Genomic DNA, 22,719 nt, shown 5'->3' with positions numbered 1-22,719 from the left:
CCGCCAAAGGAACCGATGGGATAGAGGGGTTGGGTGGTAACCAGACCATCAATGTGTCAACTCCACTGGTGTTAAGCATCCTGAAATAAGTAAGGATGATACATCAGAAACCCCCACTTCAGCCGAAGCGTCTGCATCGGTAAGTGGTGGGAGTATTCATTACTACTAAACTACTATTAATAAAGGAGCCTATGATGCTGCAAAATGTTAGATTAACGATTCGGACAAAAATTTTAATCGGCTATTTTCTTGTCATATGTTGCTTAGGAGCAGCTACTATCGTTGTCAGCGAAAGAATATCTTCCCTGCAGAATGAAATCGAAACGATAGCAAGCCGCGATATCGAAATTCAAAACCTGATTACGACCATTCGCTATAATGCCATAAGCATGGAAACAAGCCAGCGCGGATTTATTATTACGGGAGACGAGGCTTACTTGGATCCTTATATAAAAGGAAAAAAAGAATGGGAAGCTAATTACAATATCCTGTATCCATACCTTTCCGATAACCCGGCTGCAAAGAAGATTCTAGAGGAAATCAAGCTGATCATCGAAAATTGGATCGCTACGGCAGGCGAGCCTACCATTGCATTAAGAAAAGATAACAATACGCAGGAAATTATTGATTTTTTTTATGAAGACAAAGCAAAACAAGATATAGATCTGCTGCGCATCCAATTCGAGAATATTCGCCAGACAGAGATCGAATCAACCCAAAACCATTTAATGCAGCTCGAAAATAGAAACAACAATCTGATTATCGGCTTATACACGATGCTGCTCCTAGTATCGGTCGCAGCCTTTATGATCGTATCCTTTGTATCCGGCACTATTGTGAAGACGATAAAACAGGTAGTAAAGTCCATCACGGACATCGCATCCCCCGGCGGAGATTTGTCTACTCGAATAAATGTAACCGCACGTGATGAAATTAAAGAGCTGGCCGATGCAACGAATGCGCTCCTTGATAACGTGAACAACCAAAACTGGATTCAAACCAAGGTAGCCGAGGTGGCCACCATGAATCAAGGAATTAACGATATGAAGACGCTGGCGGAATCCTTTCTTTCCAAGCTCGCTCCTATATTGAACGCTATTTACGGAGTTTTTTATATTCGTCAGGGTGCCGGAGAGCAGCAGAGGATCGTCAAGATTGGCTCCTATGCCGCTTCCGGCGAAGAAGAAGGCATTGCCAGCTTCCGTCTCGGCGAAGGGCTGGTCGGCCAGGCCGCAGTAGAGAATCGAACGTTTCTGCTTAACACGGCGCCCGATCATCCGATTATCATTAAATCTGGACTTGCGCAGGTAACGCCGCAAAGCATCTTGGTCGTTCCTATCGAATTTGAAGGCAAGGCAGTTGCTGTGGTGGAGTTCGCATCCGCAGAATCCTTCACGTCCCAGCATTTGAAGCTGCTGGAGCTGATCGAAAACCACTTCGGCGTTGCTGTCAACAATGTCGCCGGCCGCATGGAGGTTGAGCGGCTTCTAAGCGAATCGCAGGTATTAACCGAGGAGCTTCAAGCGCAAACCGAGGAGCTGCAGGCCCAGTCTGAGGAACTGCAGATGCAGCAGGAAGAGATGCGCATGACGACCGAGCATCTGGAGGAGCAGAACCTGTTCGCCGAGCAAAAAACGAAAGAGCTGGAGAAAGCGAAGGCAGAGCTCGAAAGCTATTCCGAGCAGTTGAAGCAAAGCTCGCAATACAAGTCCAATTTTTTGGCTAACATGTCGCATGAGCTGCGGACGCCGTTAAACTGCATTTTGATTTTATCGCAAATCCTCTCCGAAAATGAAAACCAAACGCTCACCCCGGAGGAAGAGGGTTATGCAGCGGTCATTCACAGCTCCGGCAATGATTTGCTGGCGCTCATTGACGATATTTTGGATTTGTCAAAAATCGAAGCAGGCAAAGTTATTTTGACGATGGATGAAGTTAATGTCTCCGAAATTCCGGAGCATATGAAGCTCGGCTTCAGCCCTATTGCGGAAAAGAAAGGACTCTCCTTCCAAATCAGCGTAGCTGACGATGTTCCAGCCGTGCTCTATACGGACGGTCAGCGGCTGCAGCAAGTTATGAAAAATCTGTTGTCCAATGCGTTCAAGTTTACGGAGACGGGCTCAGTAACGCTTTGCATACAAAACGCTGACACGGAGAGCATAAAGAAATATGTTCCATCCTGTTTGAATGATACGGTATTGGCTATTTCCGTAACAGATACGGGAATCGGCATTCCGAAGAATAAGCAGCAGCTCATCTTTGAAGCCTTCCAGCAGGTCGACGGTGAAACGACCCGGCAATATGGCGGTACGGGACTTGGATTGTCAATATGCAATGAGTTTACGAGACTATTAGGCGGACGCATCGTCCTGAAGAGCGAGGTTCAGCAAGGAAGCACGTTTACGCTCTACGTCCCAAGCAGACCGAATATGGAGAAGGAGCAGCTTGCGGTGGAGCACCATGAAGCAGCCGCAGCCGCGCAGGACATCGTTCCTGCTCCTGATTGGATGGAACCGACTATAAGTCAGGCTAACGAATTTGAAGTATCCCTGTTTAAGGGCAAGAGAGTGCTTCTTGTCGAGGATGACTCCCGCAACGTATTCGCGCTCGTCAAAGCGCTCGAAAGCAAACAATTTATCGTTACGGTCGCGAATAATGGAAAGCATTGCTTGGATATTCTGCAGCAGCAGACCGGCTTTGACCTCGTGCTCATGGATATTATGATGCCCGTTATGGATGGCTTTGAAGCGATGAGAGCGATTCGTCAGGATACGGCCATGCTGGAAACGCCGATCATTGCGCTTACCTCCAAAGCCATGAAGAACGACCGCGATAAATGCTTAGAGGCCGGCGCCTCCGATTATATTAGCAAGCCATTAAATATGGAACAGCTATTCTCTTTGATGCGGGTATGGCTGACAAAGCAGGTGGGCCATTGAGTACGTATTGGGAAGAGGAAGAAGCTGACTTAGACGACGCAAGGCAGGACAGCCTGAAGCAAATCGAAATCGATTTGCTTCTAGAGGGCATTCATCGCACTCACGGTTTTGATTTTCGTCATTATTTGCGCTCGTCGCTAAGTAGAAGAATTTCGCATCGCATGAATGTGGAGGGCCTCTCGACGATAACGGCTCTCCTTGAGAAGGTCCTTCATGAGCCAAAGTTTATCGATAAATTATTAAATGATTTCTCGATCAAAGTAACGGAAATGTATCGTGATCCGGGCTTCTTCCTGGCCTTTCGGCGGGATGTCGTTCCCTTCCTTAAAGAGCTTCCGGAGATTCGGATTTGGCATGCGGGCTGCGCCACGGGGGAAGAGGTTTATTCGATGGCTATCCTGCTGCTGGAGGAAGGACTGCTGGGCAAAGCCAGGATCTATGCGACGGATATGAACGAAAATTTGATCGCTTTTGCCAAGCAAGGAAAATTCCCGTTAAAGCGGATGCAGTCCTTCACCAAAAACTACCTTCAGGCAGGCGGCACCAAGGAGTTCTCTTCCTACTACACGACGGATCATGAGCATGCTTATTTTCACCCCTATCTAAAAGAAAACATGATGTTCGCACAGCATAATTTGGCGACGGATCGCTCTTTTAACGAATTTCACATCATTTTATGCCGCAACGTGCTCATCTATTTTGACGCCGATCTGCAAAATCGGGTGCATGATTTGTTTATTGACAGCTTATCCGCGTCCGGCTTTCTCTGTCTCGGCAGCATGGAGTCGCTCATCTCCGCGCACAAGCCGCAGTACGAGGATTTTAACGCCGCGGAGCGTATATTTCGTAAAAGTGAGTGACCGATATGGAAAACGACCGACAACAAACAACCTCCCGTCAGCGGGAGGTTGTTTGTTTAACTAGCTCTTTTATGGATGCGCTTCAAGTAGAATGTGCTTCTGTCCATCTAGCTGCAGAGCAGATTATAAATAATTTTCGTTCCTTCCGCACATGCCGTCAAATTATGACTTTATCAACTGCCACTTCTGTGCGGACGATCCGTTGCTCGAGTAGATCTGCACGTTCGTGCCGTCGGCGGTCCCTCCGCCTGCGACATCCAGCGCTTTGCCGCTATCCGCTGCCTTCAGCTCGAATGTGCCGTCGTTATTCGGCGTGATGATCCACTTTTGATTGGCGTTGCCCAGGTTTTGCCACACTTGAACGTTGGCGCCGTCTCCGGAACCGGCCGCGTCAAGCGCTTTGCCGCTGGCTGCCGAGGCGAGCGTGAAGGTTCTGTCTGTATTTGACGTTAACGTCCATTTTTGGTTGTTGTTGCCGAGCCAGGACCATATTTGAACATTGGAGCCGTCTGCGGTGCCGGCCGCGTCAAGCGCCTTGCCGCTGCCTGTGTTGATCAGCCGGTAGATTGAGCCGCTCGTTACTTCCGACCACCAGTATACATTTTGATAATAGGCGACCCCTCCGAAGGCGTTAAGTCCGAAATAACCGCTGGAGAAAGCGTTGTCGTTCACATCGATGGCCGGCGACGCTGTATGATCAAAGTAGACCTTAATATTCGTTCCGCTGGCGACGATCTTGACATGGTAGGTTCTGCCCGGCTGAATAAAGGCCGGAGCGCTGGCCAGCACCTGGCTAGGGCTAAAGCTTCCGTTCAGCTTGTAGAACAACCGGATCATACGGAAATTCGGATCCACGTTGAGGTAATACCCGCTTGAACCGTCCGAGTTTGAACGGAAGAGCAGGGAGCCGGCTCCGCCCGAGGCGTCAATACGAATATCCGCTTCATACGTGAAGTTGTCTGCCGAAACCGTAGAGATGTAGTTCGTATCTTGATCAAAAGTGCCCGCAATGCCGTCCGCAGAGGCGTACCAGCGTCCCGTCGCCGGCTGGATGAAGCCGGACAGGTTCGTATTGAACGCGCCCCCGACCTCTACGACGGTTTGGGCGATTATCCCTCCGGTCTGCGTCGTAGCTGTAATGACAGCCCGACCGCGCGCAACCCCCGTTACGTTCGCGCTTCGGGAATCCACTGACGTCACGGTCGCAATTGCCGTGTTGCTGGAGCTCCATGTGACGTTTTTATTGGTTGCGCTTTGCGGCAGAACGGCGACGAACAGCTGCTTAATCGCCCCCGGAGCCACATCCATGCGCGCGCTGTCTATAACAACCTTCTGTGGAGTCGTGCCGGAGGTTGGCTCGCTCCGCCACGTGTTTGCAAGCGGATACACTTGAAGCGAGACGACCTTCACATTGCCGCCGTTCGTGTAGAAGGTGAGGCCGTCTCTTGCATCGCCCGGCAAAATCACATTGGAGAATACGACCTTGCCGTCGTTCCCGAACACCTCGATCGAGGACTGGTCGACGAAAATATGCAGCTTGATCCGGTTGTTCACCGGTGCAACCGTCGCATCTTGCCAGCCGGAGAAATAGGTGGTGAAATCATCCTTCCCGGCATCGGTCCGGTTGACGAACATCTGACTCAATCCAGGCTTGTAGCCGACATACGTCTTCTGGTCCCCCAGCTCGCGAAGCCGGAAGCCGAATTCCGCTGAGACGTCTGTCGCCGGAATTTCGAATTCGCCGACGATTTCATAGGCGCTGCCCGAGAAATTCGCCAGTAAATTCGTCGTCGAAGGCGTGACGGTCACATTGCTGAAGGACGAGGCTGTTCCGCGCAGCGCCTGCAGCTCGGACACCGGCGTTTGCACGAGCCGGACACCTTCGCCTGCATAGTTCTTCAGCGTAAGGGCGCGCGGAATGGACATTTGTCCTTTCCACGGACGGGTCGGGTAGCTGAACGGATAGTCCCAGTTCGTCATCCACCCGAGATGGATGCGGCGTCCGTCCGCAGCGGGAATGTCCGCGAAGGAGATTGCAGCGTACATATCCTTGCCCCGCTCGCTGCGAAGCACCGTTGTCGCGGCATTGTCGCTTGTGAACGTCGTTCCGTCGAAGCTGCCGACAAAATATTCCGAAGCCGAGCCGTCCGTCTGCCGGACCGCTCCGGTGCTGATCGTCAGCACCCACTTCTTGTTAGCCGGATTGCCGTCTACCGGAAGCTGGAACAGATCAGGGCATTCCCAAATTCCGCCGTGCAGGTAATTGCCGTAGCCGAAGGAGCTTGCATACGTCCAGTCGATCAGGTTCGTCGACGTATAGAATCGGATATGATCGCCGCCGGAGACGACCATGACCCACTTGGAATGGTCGCTGTCCCACACCACTTTCGGGTCGCGGAAATCCCAACTTCCGTTTACGCCGCCCGGATTTTCGATAATGGCGCCGCTGCCGTAGAACGACCAAGTACGTCCCTTGTCCGTGCTGTAAGCGAGACCGATTTTCTGATTTCCTTTCGTCTTGTCCGGATTGAAAGAGGTGTAGTAGGCGAGCAGTCCCGACCCGCCGTTGAACAATCTGGTTACGTCATTCACATCGACAATCGCCGCGCCGGACCATGCATGTCCCATGTCATTCCATGGAAGCGCGATCGGCAGGTTTTTCCAGTGTTTCAGATCCGTGCTGACTGCATGCGCCCACTTGCCGCCTTCTTGATGGAACAAATGGTATTCCCCTTCATAATAGACAAGCCCGTTCGGGTCTGCTACCGCGCTTCGCGGCGAAGTGAAATGGTATTGCGGACGGTAAGGCTCGCTGTACCATTCGTTCGATTCCGTGAGGTACACATTCTGGAAAAAAGCCGTTCCATTGTAGGCGTTCAAACCTATTTTGCCGCTTGCATAACTGGTATCCGTCACCGCGATGACCGGAGCGGCATAGCCGTCGAGGTAGATCTTGATGCTGGAGCCGACAGCCTCAACCTCCAGATGATACGTTTTGCCCGGAACGATCGAACGGTTTGCCGACGCTATGGCGCCTCCTCCGCTTGCGTTGAACAGGCGCACCTGGTTCAGGTTCGGGTCGATGTTCACCACGTAACCAGAGCTGCCCTGCGCATTCCCCCGGAAGATGAGCGCCGCGTTTCCGAGCGGGGTGGATGCATCCACCTTCAGATCGCCCTCAAGCACGAAATTGGATGCTGAGTTCTCCGCCATGCGGAACGTATTGACCGTACCGGCGCTGACGGCTTTGACTCCACCAAGGTTCGGCCTCCAGGTTCCGCCCGTGTCAGTCCAGCCGTATAGGTTCGTATTCAGATCGCTGATCCGGATATTTTGGAACACGGCGCTGCCGTTGTAGATGGCAAGACCCAAATTGCCGGAAGCGTAGCTGGCGTCCGTAACCGCGATGGCCGGCGTGTAGCCGGTCGAGACTGGCGAGCCTGCTTGCTGAAGGTACACCTTGATAGCGCTGCCCTCTGCTTTAATCCGAAGCTGGTACACCTTCCCGGTATCGACCGTGACGGTTTGAGTTGCCAAGGTCACATCGCCGCTCGTCTTAAACAAGCGAAGCCGGTCCAAATTCGCGTCAACCTGCAGCCCATAGGCCTGTGTGCCGGCCGCATTGGAGCGGAACAACAGCGTTGCGACGGCATGGCTGCTTTCAATGAGCACGTCGGACTCATATGTGAAGCTGTCCGCGCTTGTGCCGGCCATGAAGCAGCCGTTCTGTCCGCTTGCCGCCGAAGCCCGCAGGCCTAGCGAACTCGAAGTCCACGTGCCGGAGGAAGCTGTCCAGCCGGTTAAATTCGTATAAACATCGTAAGCGGTTACATTTTGGAAATACGCCGTTCCGTTATAAACGTTGTAGCCGTAGTTGCCTTTGGCGTACTTGGTATCGCTGACGGAAATCGCAAGCGTGCCGCCCAAATATACCTTGAGCGCAGGTCCGTCCGCTGTAACCTTCAGATGGTAGGAAGCTCCCGTATTCAGCAATGTGCTGTAAGGAGTCCCAACGTTAGAGCCGGTCGCCAGATCGAACAGACGAATCCGATCCAAATTCGGATCCACGCTCAGCGCGTAGCCTTTGCTGCCGTCTTCAGCCGCCCGAAAGACGAGCGAGCCGACGCCGTAAGGGGAGGAAGCGTCTACCTTCACATCCGCTTCGAGCGTAAAATTCGTTTCGCTCGCCGCATTTGTCATACTGAGCGCATTGGCATTGGCGGCGCTGACTCCTTTAAGTCCCTCGCCTATCTGCTCGGACCAAGTGCCCGTTATCGGCTGGTAGCCGGACACGTTCGAGCGGAACTCGGCAACCGCAGCTGAATGTAGCGCGAGAAGCATCGAGCTGATGATAACCGCGGCCAGAAGCGCACCTAATTTGAATAAGTAATTTCGTTTCATGATTAGCCTTCTCCCATCGTGTGAATAAAATTGTAAGCGTATACAATTTGGATAGCGTACAAGCGCTTTTCCGCGAACTTATCCTCCTTTCTGGATGAGCAGAGTTGACGCCGACCGGTGCCAATTCTCGAACGAGCGTACTCTTTTCATATTTTAAAGGCATTTTGCGGGCCAATACTTTCACTTTTTTCGGTTTCGCACTTTTACTTTTTTACAATCAGTCCCAAACGGTATTCTACGATTGCGTTTAAAGAGGAATAACCAAAAGGCTGCCCGTCATGTTAACAGGGCAGCCTTATTCAGTGTCCAATTAAAAGTAACATACCTTCCTAACTTCAATTGGATGAGTCCGCTACATACCATTTTTTCAAATAAAGCGCCAGCTCCATCGCATGGTAATCTCCCCACATTGAGGATTCGCCGAGCGGCACCGCGGCGCCCGCCGGTACATAGTCCCATCCGTTAGAGCGATGATAAACGGAATGCAGCAACAAACCCTGATGGCCTTCCGATTCCGCTAAGTATGCTGTACCAAATGAATACTCCCGCCACTTACCGATGCTGTCGCTACGGCTGAAGTGGGGGTTTCTGATGTATCATCCTTACTTACTTCAGGATGCTTAACATCAGTGGAGTTGACACATTGATGGTCTGGTTACCATCCAACCCCTCTATCCCATCCGTTCCTAGTGCGGATACGTTTGGGAATACTTTACGCATAATATTCGCTGCGCCGTTCACATCAGCATGAATCAGGCCTTTCGCACTCTTATACAGCCCTCGATACATTCGCTTGCCAGAGAAGATCCATATCCTCTCTTCATCATAATGCGGCAATGGGTCTTGATCGAGGAAGCTGGCTTTCGAGGTGTACGCTTCTTCGGTCAACCTAACGGCTATTCCCTGTTCAGCCGCTTTATACTGGATCATCGATATGAGCATCTGATGCGGGATGTGACAGAAAGGCTGATTGTTTCGCCGTCCGATCGCGGACGCTTGCTTCCATCCATCGTTATACCCGATAACGATTGTGCCGATCTGTTGCTCCACGGCCATTTTAACGATATGACGGCTTACTTTGTGGAACAAGTCTTTGATCCGGTGATGGCGCTTCAGATGCAAGCGTTCCAATCGGCTGGACGTATGGGTTCCTTCACACGGTTTCTTGCCCTGACGAAGAATGCCGATATCATGAGCTTTCATCTTGTTGTAATATTGATTCATCGCTTTGATCATCTTGCCCTTCACGAGCATCGGTTTCGAACCGGTAGTCGTAACGATGGTTGCAAGATTTTCAATGCCAAGATCAATCGCAAGCGCGTTTTCTTTCGCTGCTTCCTTCTTTTCTATTGGATATGAGAAGACCATTTCGACGACATACCGGCAGCTTGAAGGGATGGGAACGATTCTTCTCGCTCAGCCGTTCGTTCATCGCATCGATATGCTCCTTCAGTGTACTCATCACTTGTTGTTGCAACGGCTGCAATGGCTCTTCTTGCCCAAAGGAAGTAAACACCTGTCGAATGTAAAAGTTGGTCGTGTTATACAGGTTTTTGGCGTTTTGACACGCTTGGTCCAGATACGCAAACAGCCGATGGCCTGGTTTGATCCACACTTGATAAGTCCTGTACATGGACTTTGAATCTGTCATGACTTCACCTCCTTCCAACTACAATATGGGAACATTTGTTCCTTTTAATTATACCGCAAAAAACGAGAAAGAAAAGAATTTCTTGTGGGCGTATGCAGAAAGTCGCCGATTCACCTCACCACTTGCAGAAGTGGGAGTCCTCTCGGCGATAAATGATAGAAATGCAGCTCCCATTCATTATGGGGAATCCTCCCTTCCAGTTCAGCCGCCTTAAATTTCCGTAGGTAGAAATATTATTGAATCCATGGTCATGAACGCCGATATGGCTTACATGAGGGGCCAAACCACGTATATTACCTTTAAGCAGTCTGCGGATTATCATTGTTTGTGTCAGTTAATGAGCCGATGACTTGCAGATCCTCTTGCCGGGCAAGACGATCTGTAAAGAAAGACATTCCCCGCTTGAAAGCGGCCAGTCCGTACAACATGGAGCTCCAGTCAATCAGCGTTATCTTCGTCGGATACCGGCGTTCAAGCTGTTCAAGATGCCACCAGGAATATCTGTGCAATCCATATTTGTAGGCGGCCCTGAATTTGCTCTCATCCTCTTTGTCTGTCGGATTGGAGTATTCGTCATAAGGAATATGCATCCGATACATGGCATAAAGGTCATATATTCCTGCAGGGTACACCGGCAGGAAACCAGCAACAATATAGGCCGAAGCGACATTGCCTGGTGAATTGTCAATCTTGTCCGCGTGGTATCCGCCATGCAGTCCGTCATTCGGACCGGCTCCGTAACCCCACACATAGGACGGCACATCGCTCAGCTCTTTCCACTTCATCCGGTCGGCTAAGCAGGCGTTGGAGAAGAACTCGCGGTAAACCGGGCTAACCGCATATTCCGGAACGAGATAATATGGGAATTGATGGACGAAGGAGGACAAGAATGCTTTATGCTTTGTCGTCGTATCGGTAAGTACCGGAATATCACGATATAGTGCCTGCGGTAATTCTTTCATCCGCTCTTCGGAAAAGTTATTGAACCATAGATCCCGAATATCCTGATTTTCCGGCTGCCCGAGCAAAGCAAGATAAGAGACCAGCACATATTCGTTATAAGCAGGCAAAGGAGCGGTGCCTAGTCCATCCTTGACAACCATGTTGATGACGCCGCTATTCTTATCCGCAACGACTACGCGCCAATCGATCGATTGCAGCAGCTCATACGCCATAACAGCAAGATCGGGAGCGCTCTCCTTAAAGTGTTGTCCGGCAAAGAGAGCCCCGGCAACCAACAATGAAGTATCGATTGTCGATACTTCTGATTTGAGGTTCCGGCCCGTTTCCATATTAACAAAGTGATAGAAAAACCCGGTGAACGTATCACGTGCAGGCCGACACCCTTCAATCTCTCCCCTTACCGCTTGCAATGTAACCCGTGCCTTCTCCGCCGCTTTCTCGTCCCAACCTTCCAGATCGGCAACACAAAGACTGATCAGACCGACGCCTGTAGCTGCAATGGAGCATCTATAATCCGGATTTTCACCCAATGTCATATAGGCATCGGCATATAAACCCGTTCTAGGGTGGCGGGATGCATCCATCAAATGATAGGAATCACGATATTGACGGTCAAAAAAAGCTTTCACATTCTCCGGCAGTTTAGAATAAAAATCAGTTAAATTATTCATATAATTGCTCCTTTAATTACTCACATGAGTTCTGCACTTCGAAAATCCTCTTGCTTAACGGTACCGGCTTTCAAGCCGGTCTGCCGCCGCTTCCCGACCTGTATTCCGAAGTGCGCATGGATAGATCTTCCTCTCTCTCATTATACGAAACAAATTTCCAAACGGTTGTCCAGCTTGGCATGCTTCTTTGAAATGATCCGCGTTATCCCGCCGTTATTCTCTATCGTATAATCTTCGCTTGGCAAAATTGTTTTTTCCGTTTCAAGCGCAATGATATCTTCACTTTGTGTTAATCGAAACTCCAATGATTGGTTCGTCACTTTCGTAATCTCAGCCGTCGCATAAACGACCTTCACACCATGAAAGGTAACGTTCAAAGGCAGCATTACGCCGTCTTTGCTTGAAAGTTCGAATTTGTGGCCTTCGAATAGCTTCGTTCCTTGATCATATAGATGCATTTTTTTATCGAAGCCATCCAAATTAAGCAAATGGAGTAAGCGTTCGCCTTCTTTGGTCGCAGTCGATGTCATGAACACGCCATGGTTCGGACAATCGTGGTAAAGCGAAGCTTTAGCTCCCAATCTTTCCAATGCGGTTCGAAACAGCGGGATATCGCAGCGGTAAGCCGCCGCAAACACAATCGCTTTTCCCCTGCCTACCTTTGCCTCGAAAGCGCACACTTCATTCGTGTCGTATACGCGCATGATCGCTTCCGTATTTCCGTGATCGAACACTTGCGCAAAATGAGACCGCACTTCCGGACGAGGCGCAGCAAAGCCGTCCGCGCATAAAGAAAGGTAATAGTGCTCTCCACCTCTTTTGCTGCCTGTCAGCTTGACACCGAATGCGTCTGCCAGGATCGTGCAGTCTTTTCCTTCCATGTCATAGAGCGGAACTTCCCCGTATAAGAGAATGCTTCCTCCGGCTTCCATAAAATCGGCCAATTTCCGCTGGATATGCTCATGCATATACCTCGCCGAAGGGAGGGCAATGACAGGCGTCTGCTTCGGATCGACTGCCTTGTTCTGCACATCGACGGAACCGAACCGGTATCCGGCGAGCAGCATTGCGCGGGCCATAATTTCCCATGCGCCGGAACCGCGGTTCGCTTCGATATTTTGGACAATTTCCTTCATTCGTTCGCTTTTCGGATACTTGTATTCCGTCATGTAGTAGTCAGGAATGAAAGCGTAAGCAACGTCATCGCGTTCTTCATCCATAACGGCCAATTTATCCGCAACAGCCATGACGGTCTTATTCACCCGAGCCATTCTCGGATACGTGTAGTTGAGTTCGCCTTCAGGACTGACTGGAGCCGCAAAACCATGGCGTTCCCCGGTAAAGGCCACACGGTCATTGCCGTCTCCCATCTTCTGATCCATTCGATAGTTGTATCCGCCGCAGAATAAGTAGAAATTGATCAGACGGTTGCCTTGAGCGATACACATGCGTGTTTTGAAATCAACTGCGGAAGGGTCTAAGCGGCCGCCGTACGTTTCTCCGAAATTTCCGTCTCCGCAATTGAACTCGAGTGAAGTGAGCGGCTGATCCGGAAGGTGAACCGCATCCATAAAGCCGTTGATCAAATAAAGATCCTGGAAGCTCGTCATATCCAGGTCCCCGAAATAAATATCGGAGCCGGACAAGTAGCCCGGAGCCTGGGTGTATGACTCATACAGCTGGCTGATGCCAATCGGATACGTTAAACCTCTTCCGTGTCCCGTACCATGGATATTCACCAAAAACGGAACATCGGTTACACCGAACTCTTCCGAATAATGACGAAGCTCGGCCACATATTTGGCGAAGCGGTATCGCATATAGTAACCCAAATCGTGGCGAAGCTCCGCGGCATATGGCTCCGCAGGAAATTGAACGGCTTTCTTCCACTCCGTCTGAATATCGGGGTTAACCGGATACCTCTGTTTCAGCGACTCGGCATCATATTGCCGCATCAGCCATGACGCAAAATCGGCAAGCACATGATCCGTAAGATCCGGTGAATTGCTGACCCACGAGAGCATGCCGATTTCATTGTCCAGCTGTACGCCGATAATATTGCCGCCTTTGCCGCAGAGACGCGATGCCAAGACAGGCATGACGGCAGCATACCACTTTCGCGCCTCCTGTAAAAATCCCGGCGCCGTATAATCGATCGTTTTCGTCGGAATGGGACGCCCGTCCCAAGTAACCGGCACGATCTCAGGATGTTTCTTATAGATCCAATGCGGAAGCCCCTCGTTTTTCATTTCCGCCATAATGAACGGTCCCGGTCTTGCAATAAAATAAAGCCCATTGTCCTGACATAAATCAATAAATCCGCCAAGGTCAAGCTCAGGACGCGTTATTCCTTCCAAATCCACTTCACCTTCCACTGGTTCGTGGCACAACCATGGTATATAAGAAGCGACCGCATTCATGCCGGCCTCCTTCAGTTTGTCGATTCGGTCCTGCCAATCTTTTCTCTCCAGGCGGTAATAATGAATTTCTCCGCACATAATGATTTGCGGCTGACCGTCGATTATAATTTGTTTATTTTTGATTTCTATCAATTTCGTTTCCTCCCCTTTAACCGTTTCATTTGTTCGTATGGCGATGAAATAACGAGGTGAAACGTTTCGATTTGTACCGCAAACAAATACCGGACTAGTCTATATACTATCCACCTTAACTTTCTGGACAAGAACAAGCGATCCGGTAATGGTTCTTCAATTTTCAACTGCTGATTTATTCAACTCATTTTTTTAACGGAATCCCGTAAAACCAACTTAGTTGGAAATTTATAGTGACTATCAACTTCTTTGCCTTCAAGAATTTGAAATATCAAATGGGCAGCTAATGCTCCGCGTTCGTATTTGGGCTGCATGATCGTCGTAAGTGAAGGACGGACATATTGCGCCAGCTCAATATCGTCAAAGCCAATGATGGAGACATCGGAAGGCACTTTGATGCCGTGCTCTTTAAACGCTTTAATTCCCCCAATCGCCATTTCATCATTCGCATACATAATGGCGCTTGGCAAATTCCCCTGCGTAATAAGCATTTTGGTCATGCTGTAACCGTTGTCCCGGTTAAAATGCCCGAATTGATGCATTCTGTTTTTGCTGTCCAGACCATGCGTGCGCAATGCTCTTTCATATCCGCGAATTCTCATGAAATTAAGATCGCTCTTGGCCATGCCGCTAATATAGGCGATGTCCCGGTGGCCCTGCTCGATCAAATATTCCGCGGCCATATAGGAGCCCTCTTCATTATCGATTTCAATGCTGACGACGAATTCGTTGTCCACTTTCCGGTCCAGCAATATGATCGGAAATTCCTTTCTGGCCGATTGTTCGATAATGTCTTCACTTATATTGTAAGCCAATACAATAGCGCCGTCGACCCGCTTCTCCGTCAAAAATTTAACCGCAGTGGACGTTTCTTCGCCAACCGAACTGCAGGCAAGCAAGTCATATCCTTTGGACAGTGTAACTTCCTGTATGCCTTTAACCAATTCCGCATAATAAGGACCGGCCAGATCCGTTACGATGATAGCGATCGTGCGTGTGCTGCTTTTTTTCAAATCGGATGCAAGGCCATTTTTCTGGTAGTTTAATTGGCGCACGGCTTCCATTATCTTTTGTTTGGTTTTATTGCTTACTTTGGTGTTGTTGTTCAAGGCGTACGAAACCGTCGATATCGATACACCTGCCATCTTGGCGACATCTTTTATCGTAGCCATTCTTCTCTCCCCGCTTCATCTCGATACAAATACTTGTACACTATTCAATATTCGTTCCGGAATGGGGTAGTTCCTCTTCCGGAACGAATAAAATCAACCCGATTTTTTTCTAACCCAGCCGAACTTCATGCCCCGTCCGTGCGGACTCGTAAATAGCGGATAAAATCTTGATCATATCGACGCCGTGCTCCGGTCTGAATATCGGCTGTTCACGTCCCTGGACAACATCGATAAAATGATGAATATTGCCCGTGTGATCGCCGATGTGATGATTGCTGATTTCAGGATCCACATTCCACAGCTTTCCTTCCACTTCCGTAATAAGCTTTAGTTTCCCATTTTTGAAAGTGGCTCCAGCCTTTGTTCCGCGCAGTTCATAGAAGGTGACTTCCTCTTCGATATTGGATGCCCAGCTGAATTCAAGCTGCAGAGTCGCCCCGTTTTCAAATCGGATAAAGCCGGTTGCCAGATCTTCGACGTCGAATGTGCCGTCGTTCATTTTCTCGCCAAATTGACTGTGCACCGAGTCCGAAATGTCGCTCCCTGCAAATTTCGTGTATGTTGCACCCACAACGGAAACCGGGCGCGGGTTACCCATCAGCCAAACGGACAAATCGATGAAATGAACGCCCAAGTCGATCAATGGACCGCCTCCGGACAATTCTTTCGTCGTGAACCATCCGCCCTTGCCGGGGATACCGCGACGGCGAAGCCAGCCGCAGCGTCCGGTATAAATATCACCCATGTGGCCTTGCTCGATATACTGCTTCATATATTGCGCAGCTGCGCTGAATCGGTTGTTTCTCATCACGATCAGCGTCTTGCCCGTTTTTTCGGCAGCCGCAGCCATTTTGACCGCTTCTTCCACATTGACGGCATCCGGTTTTTCGCAAAGCACATGCTTACCCGCTTCAAGAGCCGCAACGCTGTACGGCGAGTGGTACAAATTCGGGGTGCAAATATCGACAATGTCGATTTCTTCATGCTTCAGCAATTGCTGATAGTCCGTATAAACATGCGGAATATTGAATTGCTTTGCCGCTTCCTCCGCTCTTTCGCGGTTCACATCGCATACGGCTGTAAACTCCACTTCTTTATGCGCTTCCCAAGCAGGTCCGTGAACGTACTTGAATATGCCTCCTGCACCTATAATTCCCAATTTCAACCTTTTCTCATTCATGTTTTTAATACTCCTTCAAATATATATTTAATATACTTATTCCGACGATAACCTTTACTCCCCGGTTAAGCCCGTTTTATCAACGACCTCGACGAACCATCTCTGCGCGAACAGATACAGGATTAATAACGGAAGAATGATAAGCATCGTTCCTGCAAGCTTGATCGATTCATTAATATTAACCATTTCCGTTGCACCGCTGCTCGCGTACTCTTGGGAATAAGCCAAATCAAAGGTTTGCAGCATCAGCGGCAGCGTCCGCATGCTTTCTCCCAAATACAGCGAAGCCATATACGTCTCATTCCAATGCCATACAAGCGAGAACAGAAATACGACGACGATGGCCGGCACCGAAATCGGTATAATAATGCGGAAAAAGGTTTTGAATGGTCCGGCTCCATCGATTTGGGCCGATTCCTCGAGCGCCTTCGGCACCGTCTTGAAAAACTGCAGGTAGATGAGAATAAACAGCGCGCTCTTGATACCGCCGGCAAATAAGGCCGGGACGATAAACGGAAGCGGCGATCCCAGCAATCCATACTGCTTAAACAACAAAAAGAGCGGAATCATCACGACCTGTACAGGAATAATGAAGGTCAGCAATATGAAAGCCAGCATGATGCTTTTTCCCGGAAAATTAAATCGGGCAAAGCCGTAACCGACGAGTGCGCAGGAAACGGTTTGAGATAGGGCCGGTAATACCGAATTCAACAGCGATGCCCCGAACGCTTTCGGGAAATCCAACACGTTCCATGCCCGGATATAATTATCCAGATGCAGCGTTTTGGGCAGCCATAAGACGGTCGGATCGAGCAGATCCTTCAAACTTTTGAAGCTATGCGAGACCATATAAAAAATCGGATACAAATAGACGAAACCGATACTGATCAGCAGCGCGTAGATGACGGTCTTGAAGATCATGCCGTCATTTCCCTGTTTTCCGAGAAAAAACTTTTTCAGCTTATACCAAATGTTCTCAATCTTAATTTTGTCTATGGTCTTGACCGCTTTCCACATTGAAATGTTTCCCTTCTTCATGCCGCTCACCTTCCTGCCTTTCTGGGGTTGTAGTCTTCGTTTCTGCCGAAGATAACGACGACGAAGAGCAGAATGACAAAGATAATCATAAAGTAAATCCATGCCTGAGCTGTCGCATACCCGAAGCCGGTATTGATTTTGAACATATGCTCTTTAATGAGGATGATCACATCGTTCAATGAATTGGTAAACAGGTCGACCGTTGTATAGATGATATTGACCAGAATGAACGGTTTGATGCTGGGAAGGGTGATTTTCCAAAAAATTTCCCACGGAGAAGCCCCGTCGATAGAGGCCGCTTCATAGATTTGGCTGTTCACCTTCTGAAGGCCGGCCAGGAAGATCAGGATTTGTACACCCGAATACCATAGGATAACGATCAATTGTTGAATGATCGCGATGATCGGCTCCGACCAGGACGGACTCAAATTGGCTTCTATAAATTGGATAATCCCGTAACGTTCCACGATCGAAATGGTAGTGGCCCCTTGCGCGAACAATTCCTTGACGACTTCGCCGCTCGTGATGACAACCGGCAGAAAGAAGATGGCTCTGAACAGACCCTTAAATCGGATCGGCTGATTAATGAGCAGCGCCACCAGCATCGCAAAAACGACGACGATCGGGATCATGAATACGACCGATTTAATGAAAACGAGCAGTTCTTCCACATACTTCGGATCGGATAAAAACGCGTATTTAAAGTTGTCCCAACCAAGAAAGTCCTTCTGGATACCTTCGGAAGTGATCAACACTTTGTGAAAACTCATGTTCAGGGAAAAATAGATCGGGTAGGCCATAAAGAGCAGAAACCCGATGATCCATGGGAAAACGAACAGATAACCCGTGAACGATTCTCTTCTTCTTCTGATCCGTTTCAGCAGCAACTCATTCACCTCCCGCCAGAATGAAATCCATCTTCGGAACCGTTTGGTTTTCATACGAAATGTCTTTCGCTCTGTAATTCACGATTATTTTTTTCCCATTGGAGTAGACGACTTCGACAACGCCGTAGTCCAGCACATTTCGTTGTTCAATGGTAGCATCCTGCACGTGCTTCAGAACCGCATTCATCTTCTCGTAAGTCGATGCGATCTCGCCCTTCCAATCCTTGAAATACGACGTAAACATATCGTTGGACAGGGTGTTTTTCAGCTTCCAAGACGGCTCGTTCGTTAATTTATAGGACGGATAAGCCCCGTACTCCACCATTCGCAGCAAATATTGCTGCGGATTCGCATTGAAGTTGGCGGATGGCGCGAAATAATCGACATAACCGTGCAGGGCAATTTGCAGAAAAGGCACCGTATCGGTCGAAAACATATACTGCGACGAGTAAAGCGGCATTTCAAACATTTGCGATGAATATTTCCATAAATAGTCATTCGGCTTATAAACACCTACATGATCCATTTTCCCGAGCAATGAGCCGGCCAGCTTCTCGTATTCGCCCGCCGCCTGCATTCTGGACATTTTGTTTTGCGGATGATGATCGGATAACAACAACGAGCCCGTCTTGCCGAGCGCCAGGGCATCGATGCCCATTTGGTCAAATCGCTCCGCATCGCTCTTCGCCATTTCGGCGGCAAGCTTCGGATTTATAAAATAAACGGTCAAATCGCTGCTGCTCTCCTCATCGAACCACAAGTAATACGTATCACTCAGCACATTATTGCTGATGGTGCGTATGCCGTCCGCTTTGGGACTAAAATCATCATTCTTTCCGTAAGCGCTCGTATAATCGGCAAATAGAAATAGCGGAACGCCTTTTTCCTCCAGGCTCTTTTTCAGCTCGAGCAGCCTTTTCTCTCCGCCCAGCTCCTTCGCGACCGGAAACTTATCGGGATTGTTGCCGTTCAGACCGCCTTCATCCCAGCCTCTGAATACAACGGAGAGGTTATGAACCCCCTGATTCATCAATTCGTTCACCATGGCCTCCGCTTCTTCGAAGCTTGTCATGTTGACCATGGTATTGCCGATAATCCCGGGCTCCTTTTCAAGGCCCAGCAATTCCATATGAAGCGGAATGTTCTCTTGCGATACGCTCTTTGGCTTCAGAATATCCAGATCCTTCAAATAATTTCTGTACGTTTTGGCCATTCCTACGTAATCGGCGTCGCGGCCGTCATGGAAGATGTAGCGCACTTGACGGTCCTCGTGATTGCGTTCCGCCTGAAACGTATTGAAACCGCCCATATTTTTACTCGTCGGCTGGTAATACGCATAACGCAGTACAAATTTGGGCGACGTCCAATAATAATTCGTATTGACGCCGCTCGGATAAGCGATGATGCGGGATGTATGCTTTCCGTCCTCAATGATGCCGAGAAAACCGTTTTGGCCCGTCCCGTGCACCATGCCGAAAACCGGCATTAAGATCGGCTGTTCATTGATCGACCGGAGATCCGAATATTCGGCCGCATGATCCATGCCGTAGACTTTCCCGTCATAGGCCTGATCGTAACGGGGATGCGTTTCCTGAAATCGGATCAACGCCCCGCTGCCGTCCGGAATAAGCATATAACCCGGTATTTCGTCTTTCAACACGGCTCCCAAAAACGGAAGGGGCTGAATGGACGAAAGCTTGGCTTTCCCGTTCTCCGCCATGTCCTTATCGTCAAGCCGGACAACAAGCGCGTCGTCCTCCAGCTTTACTTCCATGGTAAACGTCACATCCAGTTTTTGGAGCGCATAGGTTGCCTTGATTCCTCCCGGTACCTGCTCCACTCGCTCCGTTGTGCTTTCAAGAGAGAGATAGCTGCCTCTTTGCAGCATCGATTGTTCATCGAAATACTCGACTAGAAAAGGCGAACGGAGTGCTGCATGCCACTCCTCATTGAGCCTCTCCTGCTGCAGACCCTCTTCCTCCGGGATGGAGCTCCATACGTACCCGCTTTGTCTGTTCTTGATCATGATGCTCTTCATAGCATTGTCCATGTACAATTCCAGCCGTTCGCTTTGCGCTGCAAGCTTGTAGCCGTCCGGCACTTTTCTGGCTGCGATCTGCGCATGTTTGGTTTCCGGTGACGTGTAGCTGTTGATTTTATATGAAATCGCACGATCTTCTTTGTTTTCATGAAAGCGTTCGGACCCATCAGCAGGTTTTTGTTCCCCGATTACCCATGGCACGATGCCGAAAAAGAGAAGAGCTGCCATACAGCCGTAACCGACCGCTTTTTTAATTTTCGACACGATACTTCACCTCTTGGAAGATAGAATAAATAAAGTCTGTCACCTGATTGGAAAGTCCAAACAGAATGAAGGCCAGCAGCGCCATGATCAGCATTCCGATCAACGTCAGGAAAATATTTTTCACGGTTTGTCCAAGCTCATAGCCGTGAATTTCCTTCACCATCATAAAGAGGAGAAAGACGGAATACAGCACGATACTGGCGGACGCGAAATCGTAAAGAACGACCTCGAGTCTCGTTAACCCTTGCGACATAATGGCCACCGGTCCGGCAAATAGAATGTACGGACTTAAGGCGTATACCGATCCTTTATAAATATCCTTGAATTTACCTTCCCCATCGTTTATGGAGCTGACCAAATAGTTCGAAATGACCCAAGCAAAGAACGGAATATACACCTTCAGAAATTCGGTGAACAGATTGACCTTGATGACATCCCAATCCGCAAACAGGAAGTTGGTCTCATAAATGACAAACACGCGGACGACAAACAGCATAATCAGCAGGATCGTTGCCGATAGAACGGATGATTTTCCTTCTGCTTCCAATTCATAGTAGCCGTCAACCGGGTGCCGCATTAATCGAAACGGATGCAGAAGCTGCGCTGCGAGCTTGCGCTGTTTGAACCGTTGCCAGCCGTCAACGGCTTCCCGCGCAAATCCGTATTTACGGTACAGCTTTTTCATCACGATAACGGCCGCAATGAGCAGCACGATGCCGATCATGTATTTCGATGTATGCGCCATGAGCCACATCCGGCGTATTTCCCAATAAGCGTTTGAATACTCCTCTTTATTGCCTGCTACCCGAAATTCCTCCAGCGCCGTTTCGTATTCGCCCTGCTTCATAGCCGACATGCCAAGTCCCGTATGAGCCAGGTCAAACATGCTGTTCAAACGAAGCACATCGATCCACGGTCCTTCACTCTGAGCATATTTGCCGTCCGCGAAATGAAAGAGCGCTTCATGAACAATCGTTGTGAATTCGGTCGCCTGTAAGATTTGAATATTGTTTCTTTGTTTATCCACGATGAACAATCGCCCGTCCGAACTGACCGCAATGCCGCTTGGCGACTTAAACAGTCCGAGCCGCTGGCTTCCTTCGTCCGTTCCTCCGAATATAAACAGGATATTGCCGTCCCGGTCATATTCGATAACCCGTCCCCTGAAAGAATCGACCGCATAAATGTTGCCAAGCGCATCCACGGTAATGTCGGCAATATCCGGGTATGACCATAGATCCGGCAAAAGGTTTTTACCTGCCACGTTCAGCTTTTTGATGCTGTCGTCTCGCGTGCCGACGGTGCTTGTGTACACAAGTCCTTCGCTGTCCACCGCCACATTCGTCGCCGAAGGCGGAAGCTGCTTCATCAATTGGTCCCGTTGGGCTTGCGTGTAAAAGGTACGCTGCAGCACCTTTGTCAGATTGAACCCGGTTTTATTTCCCCCGAAATAGCCGAGGAACTCGCCTTCTTGGCTGATTTGGATCAAGCCGTGAATCGTTCCTTCACCGACAACGAACAGGTTTTTCCGCTTATCCGCGATCACCTTTGTAGGTTTAAACGGGTTGTTTTTGCCGAATAAATGCGAGTCCGGTTTGCCGAACTCCTTCCTTACCTTTCCGTCCTGATTAAAGATAAACACTTTTTCGTGGCCGTAGTCTGCGACATAAACGGCGCCTTCCTCATCGACGAACACCCCTGTCGGCTTCGAAAGCGTATCCTGCCCGATGGTCTGCAAATAATTTCCCCACTGGTCAAACACAACAATTCTCGCATTCCCGGTATCCGCCACATACACGCGATCCTTGCTGTCTATGAACAGATCCTCCGGACGGGACAGCGGAACGCTTTTCTCTTCTCCGGTGCCCGTATCCTTCTCGGTAATATTAAATCCATCGACGACTCCTGTCGGCAAATAAGCGCTTTGCGTTAATATCGGCTCGCCGTCATGATTGATCGTAAACGTGATATAAGGAGCGTTGGCGAAAGCCGTCGACGGCAGCAGCAGCATGATAATCGCAATAAACAGAATAAATTTGAATTTTACCATGCGTATCCTCCTCGTAAAAGGTTTGCGCAGCAAACCTGCTTCGTAAGCAT

At 49.4% G+C, this 22,719-nt stretch carries 12 protein-coding genes and 1 pseudogene; 2 read left to right on the top strand and 11 right to left on the bottom strand.

Translation table 11 applies throughout. The features are described 5' to 3' along the window. The first annotated feature begins 191 nt into the window (after positions 1-191). Together L1N85_RS21300 and L1N85_RS21295 are read left to right on the top strand one after the other, a co-directional pair. Complete coding sequence (locus L1N85_RS21300; protein WP_328285257.1) at positions 192-2,939, top strand: response regulator; 2,748 nt, start codon at positions 192-194, stop codon at positions 2,937-2,939. After that, on the top strand, positions 2,936-3,799 hold the full coding sequence (locus tag L1N85_RS21295; RefSeq protein ID WP_407946535.1) for a CheR family methyltransferase: 864 nt from the start codon (positions 2,936-2,938) through the stop codon (positions 3,797-3,799). The genes L1N85_RS21300 and L1N85_RS21295 overlap by 4 nt, the downstream gene beginning before the upstream one ends. A gap of 162 nt (positions 3,800-3,961) precedes the next feature. Here L1N85_RS21295 and L1N85_RS21290 read toward each other — a convergent pair whose 3' ends face one another. From L1N85_RS21290 to L1N85_RS21240, 11 genes and pseudogenes are all read right to left on the bottom strand, one after another. Continuing rightward, positions 3,962-8,200: a GH32 C-terminal domain-containing protein gene (locus tag L1N85_RS21290; RefSeq protein ID WP_235241062.1), complete on the bottom strand. Its 4,239-nt coding sequence runs from the start codon at positions 8,198-8,200 to the stop codon at positions 3,962-3,964. A 335-nt stretch (positions 8,201-8,535) separates the two neighbouring features. Then, positions 8,536-8,694 (bottom strand): hypothetical protein, encoded by a 159-nt coding sequence (locus L1N85_RS21285; RefSeq protein ID WP_235241061.1) that lies wholly within the window; start codon positions 8,692-8,694, stop codon positions 8,536-8,538. Between the two features lie 112 nt (positions 8,695-8,806). After that, positions 8,807-9,851: pseudogene (locus L1N85_RS21280) on the bottom strand (RNA-guided endonuclease InsQ/TnpB family protein). A gap of 299 nt (positions 9,852-10,150) precedes the next feature. Then, a complete protein-coding gene (locus tag L1N85_RS21275; protein WP_235241060.1) occupies positions 10,151-11,485 on the bottom strand; it encodes a hypothetical protein in 1,335 nt (444 codons plus the stop codon). Positions 11,486-11,625: 140 nt separating this feature from the next. Next, complete coding sequence (locus tag L1N85_RS21270; RefSeq protein WP_235241058.1) at positions 11,626-14,037, bottom strand: beta-galactosidase; 2,412 nt, start codon at positions 14,035-14,037, stop codon at positions 11,626-11,628. A gap of 179 nt (positions 14,038-14,216) precedes the next feature. Then, the gene (locus L1N85_RS21265) at positions 14,217-15,209 is read right to left on the bottom strand and encodes a LacI family DNA-binding transcriptional regulator (RefSeq protein ID WP_235241057.1); all 993 of its coding nucleotides are present in this window, start codon (positions 15,207-15,209) and stop codon (positions 14,217-14,219) included. A gap of 109 nt (positions 15,210-15,318) precedes the next feature. Beyond that, positions 15,319-16,389: a Gfo/Idh/MocA family protein gene (locus tag L1N85_RS21260; protein WP_235241056.1), complete on the bottom strand. Its 1,071-nt coding sequence runs from the start codon at positions 16,387-16,389 to the stop codon at positions 15,319-15,321. Between the two features lie 54 nt (positions 16,390-16,443). Further along, complete coding sequence (locus tag L1N85_RS21255; RefSeq protein ID WP_235241055.1) at positions 16,444-17,427, bottom strand: carbohydrate ABC transporter permease; 984 nt, start codon at positions 17,425-17,427, stop codon at positions 16,444-16,446. Between the two features lie 5 nt (positions 17,428-17,432). Beyond that, positions 17,433-18,314: a carbohydrate ABC transporter permease gene (locus L1N85_RS21250; RefSeq protein WP_235241054.1), complete on the bottom strand. Its 882-nt coding sequence runs from the start codon at positions 18,312-18,314 to the stop codon at positions 17,433-17,435. Between the two features lies 1 nt (position 18,315). Further along, positions 18,316-20,619 (bottom strand): DUF5696 domain-containing protein, encoded by a 2,304-nt coding sequence (locus L1N85_RS21245; RefSeq protein ID WP_235241053.1) that lies wholly within the window; start codon positions 20,617-20,619, stop codon positions 18,316-18,318. Further along, complete coding sequence (locus L1N85_RS21240; protein ID WP_235241052.1) at positions 20,606-22,669, bottom strand: YIP1 family protein; 2,064 nt, start codon at positions 22,667-22,669, stop codon at positions 20,606-20,608. The genes L1N85_RS21245 and L1N85_RS21240 overlap by 14 nt, the downstream gene beginning before the upstream one ends. Positions 22,670-22,719: the final 50 nt, after the last annotated feature.

The organism is Paenibacillus alkaliterrae, from assembly GCF_021532375.1.
Lineage (GTDB): Bacteria > Bacillota > Bacilli > Paenibacillales > Paenibacillaceae > Pristimantibacillus > Pristimantibacillus alkaliterrae.
The sequence above is the reverse complement of the archived record's forward strand: the minus strand, read 5'-3'. Positions and strand labels throughout refer to the sequence as shown.